Source organism: Streptomyces sp. NPDC045998 (assembly GCF_056430285.1).
On the sequence record NZ_JBWKLJ010000011.1, the window covers coordinates 77,099 to 92,358 of the forward strand.

The 15,260-nt window shown below is 74.2% G+C and carries 13 protein-coding genes; 6 read left to right on the forward strand and 7 right to left on the reverse strand.

Annotated elements, in window-relative coordinates; all coding sequences use genetic code 11:
• Nucleotides 1–8: 8 nt before the first annotated feature.
• Nucleotides 9–539 carry a TerD family protein gene (locus AC07FJ_RS28825; RefSeq protein ID WP_479052180.1) on the reverse strand — a complete coding sequence of 177 codons (531 nt, stop codon included), beginning with the start codon at nt 537–539 and terminating at the stop codon, nt 9–11.
• Between the two features lie 190 nt (nt 540–729).
• Between AC07FJ_RS28825 and AC07FJ_RS28830 the strand changes: the two genes are divergently transcribed.
• From AC07FJ_RS28830 to AC07FJ_RS28850, 5 genes are all read left to right on the forward strand, one after another.
• Nucleotides 730–1,335, forward strand: a complete 606-nt coding sequence (locus AC07FJ_RS28830) for a YdbC family protein (RefSeq protein ID WP_361426994.1) — start codon at nt 730–732, stop codon at nt 1,333–1,335.
• 73 nt (nt 1,336–1,408) lie between these two features.
• Nucleotides 1,409–2,320, forward strand: a complete 912-nt coding sequence (locus tag AC07FJ_RS28835) for an ADP-ribosylglycohydrolase family protein (RefSeq protein WP_479052181.1) — start codon at nt 1,409–1,411, stop codon at nt 2,318–2,320.
• Nucleotides 2,321–2,468: 148 nt separating this feature from the next.
• Nucleotides 2,469–4,160: a DUF4153 domain-containing protein gene (locus tag AC07FJ_RS28840; RefSeq protein WP_479052182.1), complete on the forward strand. Its 1,692-nt coding sequence runs from the start codon at nt 2,469–2,471 to the stop codon at nt 4,158–4,160.
• Nucleotides 4,161–4,435: 275 nt separating this feature from the next.
• On the forward strand, nt 4,436–5,146 hold the full coding sequence (locus AC07FJ_RS28845; RefSeq protein WP_479052183.1) for a ribonuclease HII: 711 nt from the start codon (nt 4,436–4,438) through the stop codon (nt 5,144–5,146).
• 93 nt (nt 5,147–5,239) lie between these two features.
• The gene (locus AC07FJ_RS28850; protein WP_479052184.1) at nt 5,240–5,893 is read left to right on the forward strand and encodes a hypothetical protein; all 654 of its coding nucleotides are present in this window, start codon (nt 5,240–5,242) and stop codon (nt 5,891–5,893) included.
• 180 nt (nt 5,894–6,073) lie between these two features.
• Here the strand turns inward: AC07FJ_RS28850 and AC07FJ_RS28855 are convergent, their stop codons facing one another.
• On the reverse strand, nt 6,074–6,703 hold the full coding sequence (locus AC07FJ_RS28855) for a hypothetical protein (RefSeq protein ID WP_479052185.1): 630 nt from the start codon (nt 6,701–6,703) through the stop codon (nt 6,074–6,076).
• Nucleotides 6,704–7,052: 349 nt separating this feature from the next.
• Here AC07FJ_RS28855 and AC07FJ_RS28860 point away from each other — a divergent pair, with 349 nt between their 5' ends.
• On the forward strand, nt 7,053–9,212 hold the full coding sequence (locus AC07FJ_RS28860; protein ID WP_479052186.1) for a RecQ family ATP-dependent DNA helicase: 2,160 nt from the start codon (nt 7,053–7,055) through the stop codon (nt 9,210–9,212).
• 24 nt (nt 9,213–9,236) lie between these two features.
• On the opposite strand, the gene AC07FJ_RS28865 is transcribed toward AC07FJ_RS28860, so the two are convergent.
• From AC07FJ_RS28865 to AC07FJ_RS28885, 5 genes are all read right to left on the reverse strand, one after another.
• Entirely contained in the window at nt 9,237–9,845 is a 609-nt protein-coding gene (locus AC07FJ_RS28865; protein WP_479052187.1) for a response regulator transcription factor, read from the reverse strand.
• A gap of 94 nt (nt 9,846–9,939) precedes the next feature.
• Nucleotides 9,940–11,094, reverse strand: a complete 1,155-nt coding sequence (locus tag AC07FJ_RS28870; protein ID WP_479052188.1) for a sensor histidine kinase — start codon at nt 11,092–11,094, stop codon at nt 9,940–9,942.
• A 175-nt stretch (nt 11,095–11,269) separates the two neighbouring features.
• On the reverse strand, nt 11,270–13,543 hold the full coding sequence (locus AC07FJ_RS28875) for a TOMM precursor leader peptide-binding protein (RefSeq protein WP_479052286.1): 2,274 nt from the start codon (nt 13,541–13,543) through the stop codon (nt 11,270–11,272).
• 101 nt (nt 13,544–13,644) lie between these two features.
• Nucleotides 13,645–13,839 (reverse strand): hypothetical protein, encoded by a 195-nt coding sequence (locus AC07FJ_RS28880; protein ID WP_479052189.1) that lies wholly within the window; start codon nt 13,837–13,839, stop codon nt 13,645–13,647.
• Between the two features lie 99 nt (nt 13,840–13,938).
• Nucleotides 13,939–15,255, reverse strand: a complete 1,317-nt coding sequence (locus AC07FJ_RS28885) for a cytochrome P450 family protein (RefSeq protein WP_479052190.1) — start codon at nt 15,253–15,255, stop codon at nt 13,939–13,941.
• Between the last annotated feature and the right edge of the window lie 5 nt (nt 15,256–15,260).

Below are 15,260 nucleotides of genomic sequence, written 5' to 3' on the forward strand. Positions count from 1 at the left end.
ACGGCGGGTCAGGACGGCCGGGCGCCCATCAGTCCGGTGAAGGACTCCGGATCGGCGTCGAAACCGCGCAGCGCACGGCGGTACTCCCAGCCGCCCGAGTCCTCGCGCACGAACTCGGCGACGACCGCGGCGGTCGCCTCCCGTACGTCCCGGAAGTCGTGGCTCTCCAGCTCCTGGTAGCCCTGCCGCACCGCCACCCGGGTGCCGGCCACATCGCCGAACACACACCGCCCGCCACCCTGCTGTATGGCCACACCGACCACCACGCGCGCGTACGCCGCGGCGAGGCGGTACAGCTCCAGCACCATCACCTCGTCGGCCCCGAACCCCTGGCCGTTGCGGCTTTCCCGCTGGAGCGTGATGGTGCCGTCCGGGGAACGGCTTCCGAAGTGCACCAGATAGGCCGGCTCGCCATAGGGATCGTCCGCCCCGTAGACCGCGGCGATGACGTCGAGATCCCGGTCGGGGGCGCCTGCGGGGCTCGGGTCCCATTTGAGCGTGATCTCGGCTTTGTCGATTCCCTTGTTGGCACTGTTCACCGGAATCCCCTCTCTCGTACGGACCCGGACCAAGCCCCGTGCTGCCCGGGCCCTTCGGCATGCTGACATGGTGTCACGCGCGTCGCCCCGGCGGACGGCGGACAGCGGTCGCCCGGGGCGGGCGCGAACGGGGTCGGCCGGGTCCGCCGAGCGTGACCCACGCCACCGCGCCCCGCCGTACGATGGCGCGGTGCTGGTCAAGTGGATTCGCTGCACCGTGGTGGACCGTCGTGGGTTCGAGCGGGGACAGCGGAAGTGGGCGGGGCAGCTGGGTGAGCCGGGATTCCGGGGGCAGGGCGGCGGATGGAGCCGGACACGGCCCGGCGTCGCGCACGTCTTCGCCTTCTGGGAGAGCCGTGCGTTCTACGACTCCTTCATGGCGCGCTCGTACGACCGGCTGGCGGCCGCGCAGTCGGGCACGTACAAGGGCATGCAGGTGAAGCTGTTCGACTACCGCTTCGACGTGAAGACGGGGTTCGAGCCGCGGTTCACGGACGCCGACGTCGTCCGGGTCGCGCACAGCAGGGTCCGCGCGGAGCGGGTCGAGCACTTCGCGCTGATGCAGGAGAAGGTGTGGAACCCGGCGATGGCCGGATCCCCCGGAATGCTGCGGGGGCTGTTCGGGGAGGCGCCCGGCCACGAGTTCCTCGTCCTGTCGATGTGGCGGTCGGCGGCCGAGCACGGCAAGTACCGCACGGAGCGGGTGGAGCGGCTCGCGCTGCGCGCGCAGATCGAGGCGGACGTGGCGGCGCTGACCGGGGACGTCGTCGACCTGGAGGCCGCCTGGACCGTGTGACGGGGACGGCGCCGGTACGCGGCGCTCGCGTGCGCCCGGGGCGTGACGGCGTACCGGATAGAGTGGCAGGGCGATGACCGCTGACTCCTCTCTCGACCGGCGCTTCGAACGCGCCCTCGCCAGCCTGCGCGGACTGGCCGTGGGAGACGCCCTGGGCTCCCAGTTCTTCGTCCCCGCCCACTACCCCCTGCTGAAGCGGCGCGAGCTGCCGCCGGCCCCCTGGCAGTGGACCGACGACACCGAGATGGCCTGCTCCGTGCTGGCCGTGCTCGCCGGGCACGGCCGCATCGACCAGGACGCCCTCGCCCGCTCCTTCGCCGAGCACCACGACGTCGACCGCGGCTACGGCCGGGCCGTCAGCCGCATGCTCCGGCTGATCCGGGAGGGCGGCGACTGGCGGGAACTCGCCGCCGGGCTCTTCAAGGGCCAGGGCTCGTGGGGCAACGGCGCCGCCATGCGCATCGCCCCGCTCGGCGCCTGGTACGCCGACGACCCGGAGCAGGCCACGCACCAGGCCGAGATCTCCTCGTACACCACGCACCAGCACCGCGAGGCCGTGGTGGGCTGCATGGCGGTCGCAGCCGCCGCCGCCCTCGCCGCCGCTCCGGACGGGCCGCCCAAGCCCGAGGACCTCCTCGACGGCGTCGTCGCGCTGGTGCCGCGCAGCGCCGTGGGCGCGGGCCTGCGCCGGGCCCGGGACATGCTCGACTACGGCGACCCCGGGACCGTCGCGGCGGTGCTCGGATGCGGACGGCGTACGAGCGCGCACGACACGGTGCCGTTCGCGCTGTGGTCGGCGGCCCGCGCCCTGGGCGACTTCGAACGGGCCTTCTGGACGACCGCGCAGGTGGGCGGCGACGTCGACACGACCTGCGCCATCGCCGGGGGAGTGGTGGCCGCCGCGGAGGGCGGGGCGCCGCCCGCGCAGTGGCTGGAGCGCACGGAGGAGCTGCCGGGCTGGGTGCCCACGGGCCCGGCCCGCTGAGCCGCACCCCCCCGTACGCGTACGTACGTATGTCACGGTCCTGCCACAGCACGAGACCGGCCCGTGGCGGGCGCCGCCTCCAGGGCTACTCTTTCGGCCGCGCCGTCGCGTCGATCATGACGGCGCCGGACCGGCCGGGAGGGGCCCCGTGACAGACACGCCATCCGCATCGCCATCGTCGCCGTCGCCCTCACCCTCGCCGCCGCCTCCTCCGCCCCGGGCGCGGGCGGAGGCCCCGGCACCGCAGTTCGCGCCCGGTGCGTGGAGCGAGCCCTGGCGGCGGCCCCCGGCGGCGCGGCCGGAGACCTGGCTCACCCGCATACGTCCCAAGGCGCCGGGGCCCGTGCCGACGGCCACGCTCTGGTGCGTCCTCGCCACGGGCCTGCTCAGCGCCCTGCTGTTCGGCGACGGGCTCGGCGTCAACCTGATCCTCGTGGCGATACCCGCCACCCTCGCCGCGTACGCCGCCGCCCGGGCGGCCGGCCGCCGGGCCCGCCCCTGGACGCTGGTCTGGGGGCTCGGCGGCCTGGCCCTGCTCACCGTCCCCGCCCTGCACGACGCGGGCTGGCCCACCTTCCTGGCCGTCGTCGGCGCCGTGGGCCTCGCCTCCCTCGCGCTGCACGGCGGCCGCACCTGGCGGGCCGTCCTCTTCGGGCCGATCGGGCTGTTCGACTCCGTCGGCTCGGGCATCGGCTGGGCCGGGCGAGGGCTGCGCGAGATGGTGGACGGTTCGCGGGGGCGCGCGGCGGTCGTGCTGCGGACGACCGCGGTGGCGGTGGGACTCCTGGTCGTCTTCGGGGCGTTGTTCGCCGGAGCCGACGCGGCCTTCGCCGATCTGCTCGGCGCGCTGATGCCGGACGTGGACTCGGTGGCCGACGTGCCCCTGCGGGTCCTCTCCTTCGCGGTCGGCCTCCTGGGGGCGCTCGCCGCCGCGCGGACGGCCGCCGCGCCGCTGCGCTGGGACCGTCTGAAGGGCCGTCCCGGCCGGCCGCACGGCCGCCTGGAATGGGCACTTCCGCTGATCGTGCTCAATCTGCTGTTCGCCGCCTTCAACGCCGTTCAGCTCGCCGTCCTCCTCGGCGGGTACGAGAGGGTGTTCGACGAGACTGGCCTGTCCCGCGCCGAGTACGCGCGCCAGGGCTTCTGGCAACTGTTGTGGGCCACCCTGCTCACGCTCGCGGTGATCGGGCTCGCGCTGCGCTGGGCACCGCGCGGCGGCGCCCGCGACCGCACCCTGGTCCGGGGCGTGCTGGGCACCCTGTGCCTGCTCACCCTCGTCGTGGTCGCGTCCGCCCTGCGCCGCATGGACCTCTACGTCGACGCGTACGGGCTGACGCGGCTGAGGATCTCGGTGGCCGCCATGGAGCTGTGGCTGGGCGTCGTCATCGTACTGATCATGGCCGCGGGCGTCCTCGGCGCGCGTCGCCTGCCGCTGCCCCGCGCCGTCGCCGCCAGCGCCGCCGTGGGGGTGCTCGCCTTCGGGCTGATGTCGCCGGACGCGCTGGTGGCGGAGCAGAACGTCCGGCGCTACGAGCGCACGCAGCAGATCGACATCGGCTACCTGGACGGGCTGTCCGCGGACGCCGTACCCGCCCTCGACCGGTTGCCCGAACCCCTGCGCTCCTGTGCGCTCGCCGACATCGAGGCGGAACTGGAAGGGCCGGGGACCCCCTGGTACGCGACCAGTTGGAGCGAGCGGCGGGCCCGGGACATCCTCGCCGAGCGCGGCGTCTCGACGGAGGGCTACCTCTGTACGCCCTGGCGCGACGGCTTCCAGGAGGAGTCCGGCGGCGAAGGCGGGTACGGAGGGGCGGATCCGTACGTTCCACATGGCGGTTGAGCAGAAGTGGCGCCGGCGTGGTGAGTGGTTCACGAATGCGACAGCATCGTCGCGGAGGGCGTCGATGACGTCACGCCCCCTGGCGTGATTCCACCCCTCCGCTCGCCTCGTCCAGCAGCTCTCGCACCGCGGAATCGAGGAATTCCGGCCACGGTGGTGCGGCGGTCGCAGGTGTGCGCCAGTGAACGGCTGGAGGCCGACGCCGAAGCCGCGGATCGTCTGATCGCAATCCGGGTGTTGCGGGCGGGGGCGGGCGGCGTAACCTATCTGGCGCCATGCCGTACGAACCACCCACCCACACCGTCGAGCGCTCGATCCGGGCGACAACCGGCGCCAAGATCATTGCCGGAGTCGACGAGGTCGGACGCGGGGCGTGGGCCGGGCCCGTCACCGTCTGCGCGGCCGTCACCGGCCTGCGACGACCCCCCGTCGGCCTCACCGACTCCAAGCTCATCACCCCCAAGCGCCGCGGCGAACTGGCCGCGGAGCTGGAGAAGTGGGTCACCTCGTACGCGCTCGGTCACGCCTCCCCGGAGGAGATCGACGAGCTCGGGATGACCGCGGCGCTGCGGCTCGCCGCCGTACGCGCCCTGGACGGGCTGCCCGTGCGGCCCGACGCGGTGATCCTGGACGGCAAGCACGACTACCTCGGGCAGCCCTGGCGGGTCCGTACGGTGATCAAGGGGGACCAGTCCTGTGTCGCGGTCGCGGCGGCCTCGGTGATCGCCAAGGTGCGGCGGGACGCGATGATGGCCGAACTGGAGGCCGACTCCGGGCGGTACGCGGCGTTCGAGTTCGCCGCCAACGCCGGGTATCCGTCGCCGGTCCACAAGGCGGCCCTGCGGGAGTGGGGGCCCACGCCCCACCACCGCATGACCTGGGCGTACCTGGACGCGCTGCCGCAGTGGCGGCACCTCAAGAAGGTCCGTGTCCCGGCGGAGACCGCCGCCCTGGAAAGCGGGGGCCAGCTGGGCTTCGACTTCTGACCGACCGTCCACGGCGCCCCGCCGAACAGCGCGGGCGCGTGTATACGCCACCCGCCGGTGTCACTCGCACCGGCGTTTGATAGACATCCATTCATGCCTCTCATCCCCGAGGAGCCTCAGATTCACGAGAGTGCCCAGGGTCCCCGCGCCACTCCGGCCGCCGGCCGCCCCGCGCCGACCCCCCGACCCGTACCCGGTCCGCGTACCGCGGCCTCACCGCGACCCGGTCGTCCGGGTCCCGCCCCGGCCCGGCCCACGCCTCCGGTGCCGCGTCCGACCTCCGCGTCCTCGTCCGCCGCGTCGTCGCCGTCCCCCTCCTCCGTGAGCGGGCAGGAGAATCGTTCCGCGTCGTCGGCGCAGCCGCAGATCCAGCTGATCCCCGCCCCGGCGGCCGGCGCGCTCGACGCCGCCGAGGAGGCCGTGGACCTGCTGCTGGAGACCGGGCGGGCGCCAGGCGACATCCTGGTGCTCACGACCGGTGAGCCGCACCCGTGGGCGACGCACGAGCTGTCCTTCGGCGACGCCGCCTACTGGGCCCAGCACGACGCCCGCGACGACGTGTTCTTCGCGGACGCGGCCGCCGTGGAGCGCGCCGCCGAGCGGCCCGTGGTGGTCGTCGCGGTCAACGGCGACGACGACGAGCTCGTCGCCCGGGCGCTGCCCGCCGCGCGGAAGCGCGCGGGTGCGCTGCTGATCGTCTGCGGCGACCCGCAGCGCGTCAACTCCGTGCTGGGCGCGGCGGTCTGACGCCCCGGCGTACGCCCACGGCCCCGCGCCCGCGTGGTCCCGCCCCGGCGGACGCGGACGCGGCGCCCACGGCCGAGGGCCTGCCCGTGGCGGCAGGCCCGGGGCCGGCACTCGCACGGCGCCGCCACCTGCGCGTGCCGGTATGCGCGGGGTGTCGGCACCCGCGCGGCGCCGGTACGGCTAGCGCGCTGCCGTACGGCGCAGGGGTTCCGCCGCGCCGCCGGCCGTGCGCGGCATCGGGTGCTCCTCGTCAGCCGAGCTGTCGGCGAGGTCACCAGGGGCCGACTGGGAGTGCGGGCGCCTGCCCCCGCGGCCCTCGCCCAGCACGTGCCAGCCACTCCTGGTGAGCGTGATGTACGCGCCGCAGCGCAGGCCGTGCAGCGTGCACGCGTCCCGCAGGCCCCACATCCAGGCGCCGTCCTCCTCCGTCCAGCGCTCGTCGCCCTCGCGGCAGTAGAGCAGGACGGCCGTCCGCACCGGGGTGCGGCGCCGCAGGTCGTGCGGGATGACCCGGCGCAGGTGCGCGAGGAGGGCGTTGCGGAACTCCCAGCCGTCCGCGGGAACCGGGCGGCGGGTGAACGAGGCGCTGGCGGTGAGCCGTTCCTCGTGATCGAGGACGGCGACCACGGCGGTCGCCGGCACCGGCCGGTGGCGGGCGTGCAGGCCGCTGACGACCTCGCGCGGGTTGCGCAGCAGCGGAATACCCGCAGCGGCCCACTCGGCGGGTTCGAGCATGCGGGCGAGGCGGCTGGGGGAGTCGGCCGGGGCGGTGAGCGAGGTGGCAGCGGACGGAGCGAATCCGAAGGTCACGGTCCTCCCTTCGCATACGCGCCCACAGTGCGGGCAGGGTGAGTGAGGGCGCACCGCGGCACAGCCCTGCGACCCCTCCGAACCGCGACGAGCCGTGCGGGGGGCGGATTCCAATTCTTGCGGGCGCAACGGTCAAGCGGCAACGAGCAATTGAGACCACCGTCTGGTATGGGCCGGTATGACACTCATATCCTGCCCAGTTGATCCCCCGATGACGCGTCAGTTCACCGCCGAACAGCCAGGACCAGCGGAAACACCCCCTCCGTCGCCCTCCCGGTGTCCGGGTGTCCGTCACTCGTCACGCAGCGTGAAGTGGCCGCCGGGCCTCGCCATCGGGTTGCATGGAGGCATGGACACCCAGGAGCTCCGCGCCGAAGCCGATGCCATCCTCGCCGAGCTGGTCGGCGCCTCGGAGGGGTCGGCACGGCTCCGGGAGGACCAGTGGCAGGCCGTGGCCGCCCTGGTGCGGGAGCGCCGGCGCGCGCTGGTGGTGCAGCGCACCGGCTGGGGGAAGTCGGCGGTGTACTTCGTGGCCACCGCCCTGCTGCGCCGGCGCGGCTCCGGCCCGACGGTGATCGTCTCGCCGCTGCTGGCGCTGATGCGCAACCAGGTCGAGTCGGCGGCGCGGGCCGGCATCCGGGCGCGGACGATCAACTCGGCCAATCCGGAGGAGTGGGGCGCCATCTACGAGGAGGTCGAGCGCGGCGAGACCGACGTCCTCCTCGTCAGCCCGGAGCGCCTCAACTCCGTGGACTTCCGCGAGCAGGTGCTGCCCAAGCTCGCGGCCTCGACCGGTCTGCTCGTGGTCGACGAGGCGCACTGCATTTCCGACTGGGGCCACGACTTCCGGCCCGACTACCGCAGGCTGCGGGCCATGCTCGCCGACCTCGCCCCCGGGGTGCCGGTGCTCGCCACCACCGCCACCGCGAACGCGCGCGTGACGGCCGACGTGGCGGACCAGCTGGGCACCGGCGCCGGGGAGGCCCTGGTGCTGCGCGGCTCGCTGGAGCGGGAGAGCCTGCGGCTGGGTGTCGTCCAGCTGCCCGACGCCGCGCACCGCCTGGCCTGGCTCGCCGAGCACCTGGACGCTCTGCCGGGCTCCGGGATCATCTACACCCTGACCGTCGCCGCGGCCGAGGAGGCCACCGCCTTCCTGCGGCAGCGCGGCTTCCGGGTGGCCCCCTACACCGGGCGTACGGAGAACGCCGACCGGCTGCAGGCCGAGACCGACCTCCAGGAGAACCGGGTCAAGGCGCTCGTCGCCACCTCCGCCCTCGGCATGGGCTTCGACAAGCCGGACCTGGGCTTCGTCGTCCACCTCGGAGCGCCGTCCTCACCGATCGCGTACTACCAGCAGGTCGGCCGGGCCGGACGCGGCGTGGAGCACGCCGATGTGCTGATGCTGCCGGGCAAGGAGGACCAGGCGATCTGGCGCTACTTCGCCGACACGGCCTTCCCGCCCGAGGCGCAGGTACGCCAGACCCTGGCGGCGCTCGCCGAGGCGGGGCGGCCGCTGTCCGTGCCGGCCCTGGAGGCGGTGGTGGACCTGCGGCGCACCCGGCTGGAGACGATGCTCAAGGTCCTCGACGTGGACGGGGCCGTCAAGCGGGTCAAGGGCGGCTGGGAGGCCACCGGGCAGCCGTGGGTGTACGACACGGAGCGGTACGCGTGGGTGGCGCGGCAGCGGGCGGCCGAGCAGCAGGCCATGCGCGACTACGTCAGCACGTCCGCGTGCCGGATGGAGTTCCTGCGCCGTCAGCTGGACGACGAGGACGCGGCTCCCTGCGGCCGCTGCGACAACTGCGCGGGCTCCTGGCTGGACTCCGCCGTCTCGGCGGAGGCGCTGACGGGGGCGGCGAAGGAGCTGGAGCGTCCGGGCGTGGAGATCGAGCCGCGCCGGATGTGGCCGACGGGGATGCCCGCCCTGGGCATCGACCTCAAGGGGCGCATCCCGGCCGGTGAGCAGTGCTCCCCCGGGCGCGCCCTGGGGCGGCTCTCGGACATCGGCTGGGGCAACCGGCTGCGCCCGCTGCTCGCCGAGAACGCGCCCGACGGCCCGGTCCCTGACGACGTCCTGCGGGCCGCCGTGGCCGTCCTCGCCGACTGGGCGCGCTCGCCGGGCGGCTGGGCGCCGAACGTCCCGGACGCCACCGCCCGGCCGGTGGGGATCGTGGCCGTACCGTCCCTCACCCGCCCGCGGCTGGTCGGCTCCCTCGCCGAGGGCATCGCGGCCATCGGCCGCCTCCCGTACCTCGGCACCCTGACGTACACCGGACCGGGCGGCGAGCACACGGTGCGCCGCAGCAACTCCGCACAGCGCCTGCGGGCGCTCTCCGGTGCCTTCGCCGTCTCCGAGGAGCTCGCCGAGGCCCTGCAGCGCTCTCCGGGGCCGGTCGTGCTCGTGGACGACTACACCGATTCCGGCTGGACCCTCGCCGTCGCCGCCCGCCTGCTGCGCCGGGCCGGCTGCGAGCGGGTGCTTCCGCTGGTCCTCGCCGCGGCGGGCTGAGCAGGGCCCGTACGGCGGCAGGCCCTAGACCAGCCAGCCCGCCTCGCGGGCGATGCGGATGGCGTCGACCCGGTTGCGCGCCTTCAGCTTCATCACGACGGTCGTCAGGTAGTTCCGTACGGTCCCGGTGGACAGATGCAGCTGTCCGGCGATCTCGGCGGCCTCCGAGCCCTGGGCGGCGATGCGCAGCACCTCGGTCTCGCGGTCGGTCAGGGGGTTCTCGAGGCCGTTCCACGCGGCCACGGCCAGCTTGGGGTCGATGACCCGCTGCCCGGCCACCACGCGGCGGATGGCGCTGGCCAGTTCCTTGGGGGAGTCGTCCTTGAGGAGGTAGCCCGAGACCTGGGCCGCCAGGGCGCGGCGCAGGGTGCCGGGGCGGCCGAGGCTGGTGAGCATCAGCGTCCGGCATTCCGGGAGGTGCTCGTGGATCTGGACGGCGGCGCTCAGGCCGTCGAGCCCGGGGAGGTCTATGTCGATGACCGCGATGTCCGGCCGGACGTCGAGGGCGGCGGCGAGGATCTCGTCCCCGCGTTCCAGCTCGCTGACGACCTCCAGGTCGTCCTCCAGCTCGAGGAGGGCGACGAGTGCACCGCGCACCATGTTCATGTCTTCGGCTAACAGGATCCTGATCACCGTGGTGCCCCCCGTCCACGCGGGTCGATCTGGTTCCCTCGAATATACCAACCCGGTCCGGACCGGAGCCGGGCCGGGCTGGCGGACCGTCAGTTCACGCGAGCAGCCGGGTCCGTCCGTCCTCCGCCGGCTCGTCGGGGTCGAGGTCGGGGTCGGGGTCGACGTCCCCGTCGGCGGGGACCCGTGCGACCAGCCGGAACACCCGGCCGGACTCCTGCTCGACCCGCAGCTCCCCGCCCACCGCCCGAAGGCGCAGGCCGAGGTTGCCCAGGCCGCTGCCGCTGTGCGGTGAGCCGTCGCGGTACCCCTCGGTGACGCCGTCGTTGGTGACCGACAGGGTCACCAGGCCGTCCTCCTCGACGGCGGTGATCTCGCAGCGCGCCGCCTGGCTGTGGCGCAGCACGTTGGTGACGGCCTCCCTCAGCACCGTGGCCAGCACCGTGGCCACGGGAGGGCTGACCTCCTCCACGCGGATGTCGGTCACCGCTTCGATCTTGGCGGCGCTCAGCACCGACCGCGCCGAGAGGATCTCCTCCTCCAGCGACATGTGCCAGTACCCGCTGGCCACCCGCCGTACGTCGGCCAGCGACTGCCGGGAGATGCCCAGCACGTCGTGGATCTCCTTCTTGGCCTTGTCCGGATGGGCCGGCAGCAGGCGGCAGATGAGCTCGCCCTTCAGCTGGATCGCGGACAGGCTGTACCCCAGGAGGTCGTGCAGGTCGCGCGCGAAGCGGAGGCGTTCGCGGGTGACCGCGGCACGGGTGAGCTCGGCCCGGCTCTCGTGCAGCACGCGGACCAGCTCCGACAGCCGGGTCAGCCCGTAGGTGACGAGCCCGGTGAGCAGGGTGGTCTGGGCCAGGTAGACGCTGTCGAGCGCCGGCCGCCCCTCCAGGAGCGGGGGCACCAGCATGCTGAGGCCCACGCACCCGTACAGGATCCAGCCCGGGCGCGGGGGAAGGAGCAGCAGCAGGGAGCCTGCGAGGAACCCCGCCATCGCGCCCCACTGCGACTTGAGCGCGATCAGCGGCAGGTAGGTGAAGGCCGCCTGGACGCCCAGGGTCAGCATCCTGCGGGGGAGGGGGGCGCGCCGCGAGCCGGGCCGGCAGTGCAGGAGCTGGAGCGTGAAGACGGCGCCCAGGCAGGTCATGGCGGCTGCCAGGGCGGGGCCCTCGACTCCGGCGCTGAGGATGTTCAGGGTGGTGATGCCGACGTAGCAGAGGATGGCGACGAGCACGATGACCTGGGCCATCCGGGGCGCGGGTAAGTCCCGGCTCCGTCGCAGGATCCCCTCGACCCGGACCGCCTCCGACGCTGCGGTCGGGGGCGTGAGGCGGCCCGGCATGTCAATTCCCCCTCGGCGTGTCTGTGTTGCGACCGCCTTCGAGCATAGGCGAGGAACGTGGGGGGTGCTCAGGTTCGATGGCTCACACGAACAGGGGGATGGGGTTGAGCCGTTCGTACGGTGTGGGCTCGGCCAGCCGGCCCAGCTCCACGGGCACGTCGAACAGCCGGCCGGGCGCGAACCGCGGCCAGAAGTGGCGCAGTCCCGGCACGACGACCTTCACCACCGGCAGCCCCAGGTCCGGCCGGGTCTGGTCCAGGACCAGCAGCTCCATCCCCTTGCGCCGGACCAGCTCCGTGATCAGGTGGACGTCGTCGAGCAGGTCCTCGTTGCGGACCGACGGCCAGTGGTCCGGTCCCCGGGGCGCCACCCCCGGATCCGCCACCAGGTATGGCTGGTTGGCGAGCGTCGCCTCCCGCCACCAGGACAGCGGCTCCGCGTCGGTGATCCGGTAACCCGTGCCGTCCGGCCGTACGTCGCGGACCGCGGGCAGCAGCTGCCCCATCTCCGACAGCGCCCGGCGCAGCGCCACCCGCGGGTCGAAGTGCGCGCCGAAACCGAAGACCACGTCCTCGCCCGGCTTGTCGGTACGCCGGGACAGCGCCGCGATCACCGGGATGCCCAGGTCCGAGGTGAGGTCGAGCGCCCACACCTCCCGGTTCTCCCGGCGCAGCCCGTGTCGGAACCGATCGGTCCACTCCTCGTCGAAGGCCGCGAGGTCCACCCCGGGCTGACGGGTGCGGTTGTACCACCACAGGGCCACCGCGTCCCGCTCCACCAGCTCCAGGAAGCCCTGCACCAGCGCGTCCTCGGGGCTGCTGCCCGCCGCGTTGCCGTTGGAGTCGGCCCACAGGCCGTCGCGGACCTCGCCCCGGGCGAAGTACAGCAGGGACGTGGGGAGCAGGCGCCGGACGTTCCCGGTGAGCGACCACACCGGGGTCCAGTCGACGGGACGCGTCTCGTCGAACGGCGCGGAGACGTAGTGGAAGCGGGAGTGCCGCGCGTTCCACCGCTCCCGCTCCGCGTACTGGCGGCGGCCGTAGAGCTGCACGGCGTTGGGGTGTACGGCGGACGCGCCCAGGCCGCGCAGGGAGTCCCGGACCGTCGGTTCGTCGCCGTGCCGCGTACCGCTGTAGCGCTCGACCGCCTCGCACAGCGCGCCGGCGCGCGCCTCCTCGTCGGTGCCGCCCTTCCCGCCGCTGAGCGCCCGCAGTCCGGAGCTGAGGCCGGCGAAGGACGCGGACTCCATGGCCAGGTTGTGCCCGGAGGTGTAGGCGTGGGTGACGTCGGGGGTGCCGGACGCCTTCCGGATCTCCTTGACGACGCCGGTCACCGGGCCCACGAGGTGCCCGTACGCCCGCAGCACCTGCGCCGGGGTCAGGGCGCGGTCCCCGCCCCCGGTCGCGGCGGCCTTGGGGCGCGACGCGGGGACGAAGGGCGCCTCCGTCCGGCGGGCCACCAGGCCGGGATCGCCGCAGGCCGCGCACTGCGGGAGCCGGCTCACCGGGTGGCCGGTGATGCGGAGCCGCAGCGTGTCGAAGGTGTGGACGTGCCCCTGCGCGGGCTCGCGCAGCCCGGCCAGCCACTTCGCGGCCTCCAGGACGGCGAGGTGCACGGCGAGGGCCGTCCCGGCCGCCAGTCCGGCGGGCGGCCGGGGCACGGGACCGTCCAGGCCGAGCGCGCGCCGGACCGGCACCTCGGAGTGGCGGTGGCCGCGCAGCCGTTCGGCCAGGCAGTGCCAGCACGGGCCGGAGCCGTCGCGGCCCGGCTGGAAGAACGGGCCGACCCAGGGGTCCGTCCCGCACAGCCTGACCGGCAGCCACGGCCGGCCGGCGGCGCGGTGGCGGGCGTCCACGGAAGCCAGCTCCGGCGCCAGGTAGTCGTCGCACAGGACGAGGACCAGGCCGGCGGTGCGCGGGTCCGCGGTGACCGCGACACCGGACGCGCGGCAGGCATCGGCCACCGGCGCCGGGTCCAGGCCCGGGAGGGCCTCGATCGCGACGGACGCCCGGGACAGCTCGGCGGCGGCCAGGCCACCGTCCAGCCCGGCCAGGTCCCAGTACGCCTCCGCCTCGGTGCCGCGGGGGGCCGACGCCTGGGCGGCCGCTCCAGCCGCCGGGTCGGTGCAGCGGATCAACCCGGCGTCGGCCAGGGCACGGAGGGCCGCCTCGGTGTCCCGGGCGCCCAGGACCCGTGACGCCTCCCGCCGGACCGCCCCGACGGTGCGGGTGCCGTCGAGCAGCGGTACGAGGACCTCGGCCTCGCTCCCGTTCAGGGCGGTCACCCCGCGCCGGGACACCAGGTAGGCGGCGTCACCGGGTACGACCGTCGGGCGCAGGTGGGCCTTGAAGCCCACCAGCGGGCCGTCAGCGGCGGCCGGCGTCGCGGGCGCGGCCGTGGACGGGGCCGTGGGTGCGGCCGTGGGCGGCACCGTCGGCCGCTCGCGTTCGGCAGTGCTCACGCCTCCAGCCGTTCGACGAGCGGGGTCGCCGAGGCCGTGGCCCGCGTCGCGCTGCAGACCGTGAAGAGCACGTACGAGGTGTCGGGCAGGGCATCGAGGTGTTCGATCACGAGCCCCGGCCGCGAGGAGCGGGCGGGGGCCGTGGTGGATGCGGTGGAACCGGTACGCGCACTGGCGGACATGCTGTTCATGGCGGTGTGCGTTCCCTCTGTCGTCGTCGGTCGGAGCTCGGTCCGTTCCGTTCACCGACGATTCTGCGGGGTTCCGGGGGATCGCTGACAGTGCCACGATCACCAGCCGGAGGTGAAGATTTCACATGGGCCGCCGGCGTCGGGAAGCCAGCGGACGGGCAGGCGCCGGGGGCCCCGGATGAGGAGACCCGCACGCCAGGGCAGCGACGCGGGCTCGGCGTTCAGGGACAGCGCGGGGCAGCGCTCCAGCAGCGCGCCGATGGCCGTACGGGCTTGCAGCCGGGCCAGCGGGGCTCCCAGGCAGTAGTGGATGCCGTGACCGAAGGCGAGATGGCCGCCCGCCGGGCGCCGGATGTCGAAGCGCTCCGGAGCGGGGAAGCGCGCGGGGTCCCGGTCGGCGTCGGCCAGCGCGACCAGCACCAACTCGCCGCCTCCCGGTACCGTCACGCCGCCGATCTCGACGGGTGCGGTGGTGAAGCGGTAGGTGGTGGTCTCGACCGGCCCGTCGTAACGCAGCATCTCCTCGACGGCGTTGTCCATGAGGGAGGGATCCGCGCGGAGCGCGGCGAGTTGGCCGGGGTGGCGCAGCAGGGCGAGGACGCCCGTGGAGACGAGATTGACGGTGGTCTCGAAGCCGGTGACGAGCAGCAGCCAGGCCATGCCGATGAGTTCGTCGGGGGAGAGGCGGCCGCCGTCCTCGTCCGTCGTACGGATCAGGGCGCTCATCAGGTCGTCGCCGGGGTGGCTGCGCATGGCGTCCACCATGCCGACCAGGTAGTCGGTCATCGCGGCCGTGGCGGCCGTCCTGGTGCCGCGGTCCGGGCTGCTCAGCGCCTGTTCGGCCCAGTCGCGGAAGGCGGCGCGGTCGAGGGAGGGCACACCCAGGAGCTCACAGATGACGCCCATGGCCAGGGGGAACGCGAGCGCCTCGACGAGGTCGGCCTCCCCGGAGGGCCGGGCGAGCATCGCGTCGAGGAGCTCACCGGTTACGGCCCGTACCCTCGGGGCGAGCGCCGCGACGCGGCGGGGCGTGAACTCCCTCGCCACGAGCCGCCGCAGCCGGGTGTGGTCCGGCGGGTTCGAACTCAGCAGGTTCTCGCCCGCGGAGAGCCTGGCCAGCGGCAGTTCGGGCGAGGCGTCCTGCCAGGACTTGGACAGGGTGGGGTCGGTGAGGGCGGCCCGGCACGCCTCGTAGCCGACGACGAGCCAGGCCTCCGCGCCCTCGGGCACCCGGACCCGGTGCACCGGGCCCCGGGCGCGGAGTCCGGCGTAGACCGGGTGGGGATTCCGCAGGAAATCCTCACCGAGCGCCCCGAAGTCCACCGTGATGTCCGTTTCCGTGACGTCCGTTCCCGTGACGTCCGTTCCCGTGACGTCCGTTCCCGTGACGTCCGTTTCCGTGGGGCCCGTTCCCATGGTGA

What these genes read in the sequence shown, in the direction of transcription:
- AC07FJ_RS28845 (WP_479052183.1), top strand. Translation starts at nt 4,436, where the DNA reads ATGCCGTACGAACCACCCACCCACACCGTCGAGCGCTCGATCCGGGCG.
- AC07FJ_RS28860 (WP_479052186.1), top strand. Translation starts at nt 7,053, where the DNA reads ATGGACACCCAGGAGCTCCGCGCCGAAGCCGATGCCATCCTCGCCGAG.
- AC07FJ_RS28885 (WP_479052190.1), bottom strand. Translation starts at nt 15,255, where the DNA reads ATGGGAACGGGCCCCACGGAAACGGACGTCACGGGAACGGACGTCACG.
- AC07FJ_RS28870 (WP_479052188.1), bottom strand. Translation starts at nt 11,094, where the DNA reads ATGGCCCAGGTCATCGTGCTCGTCGCCATCCTCTGCTACGTCGGCATC.
- AC07FJ_RS28835 (WP_479052181.1), top strand. Translation starts at nt 1,409, where the DNA reads ATGACCGCTGACTCCTCTCTCGACCGGCGCTTCGAACGCGCCCTCGCC.
- AC07FJ_RS28880 (WP_479052189.1), bottom strand. Translation starts at nt 13,839, where the DNA reads ATGAACAGCATGTCCGCCAGTGCGCGTACCGGTTCCACCGCATCCACC.
- AC07FJ_RS28850 (WP_479052184.1), top strand. Translation starts at nt 5,240, where the DNA reads ATGCCTCTCATCCCCGAGGAGCCTCAGATTCACGAGAGTGCCCAGGGT.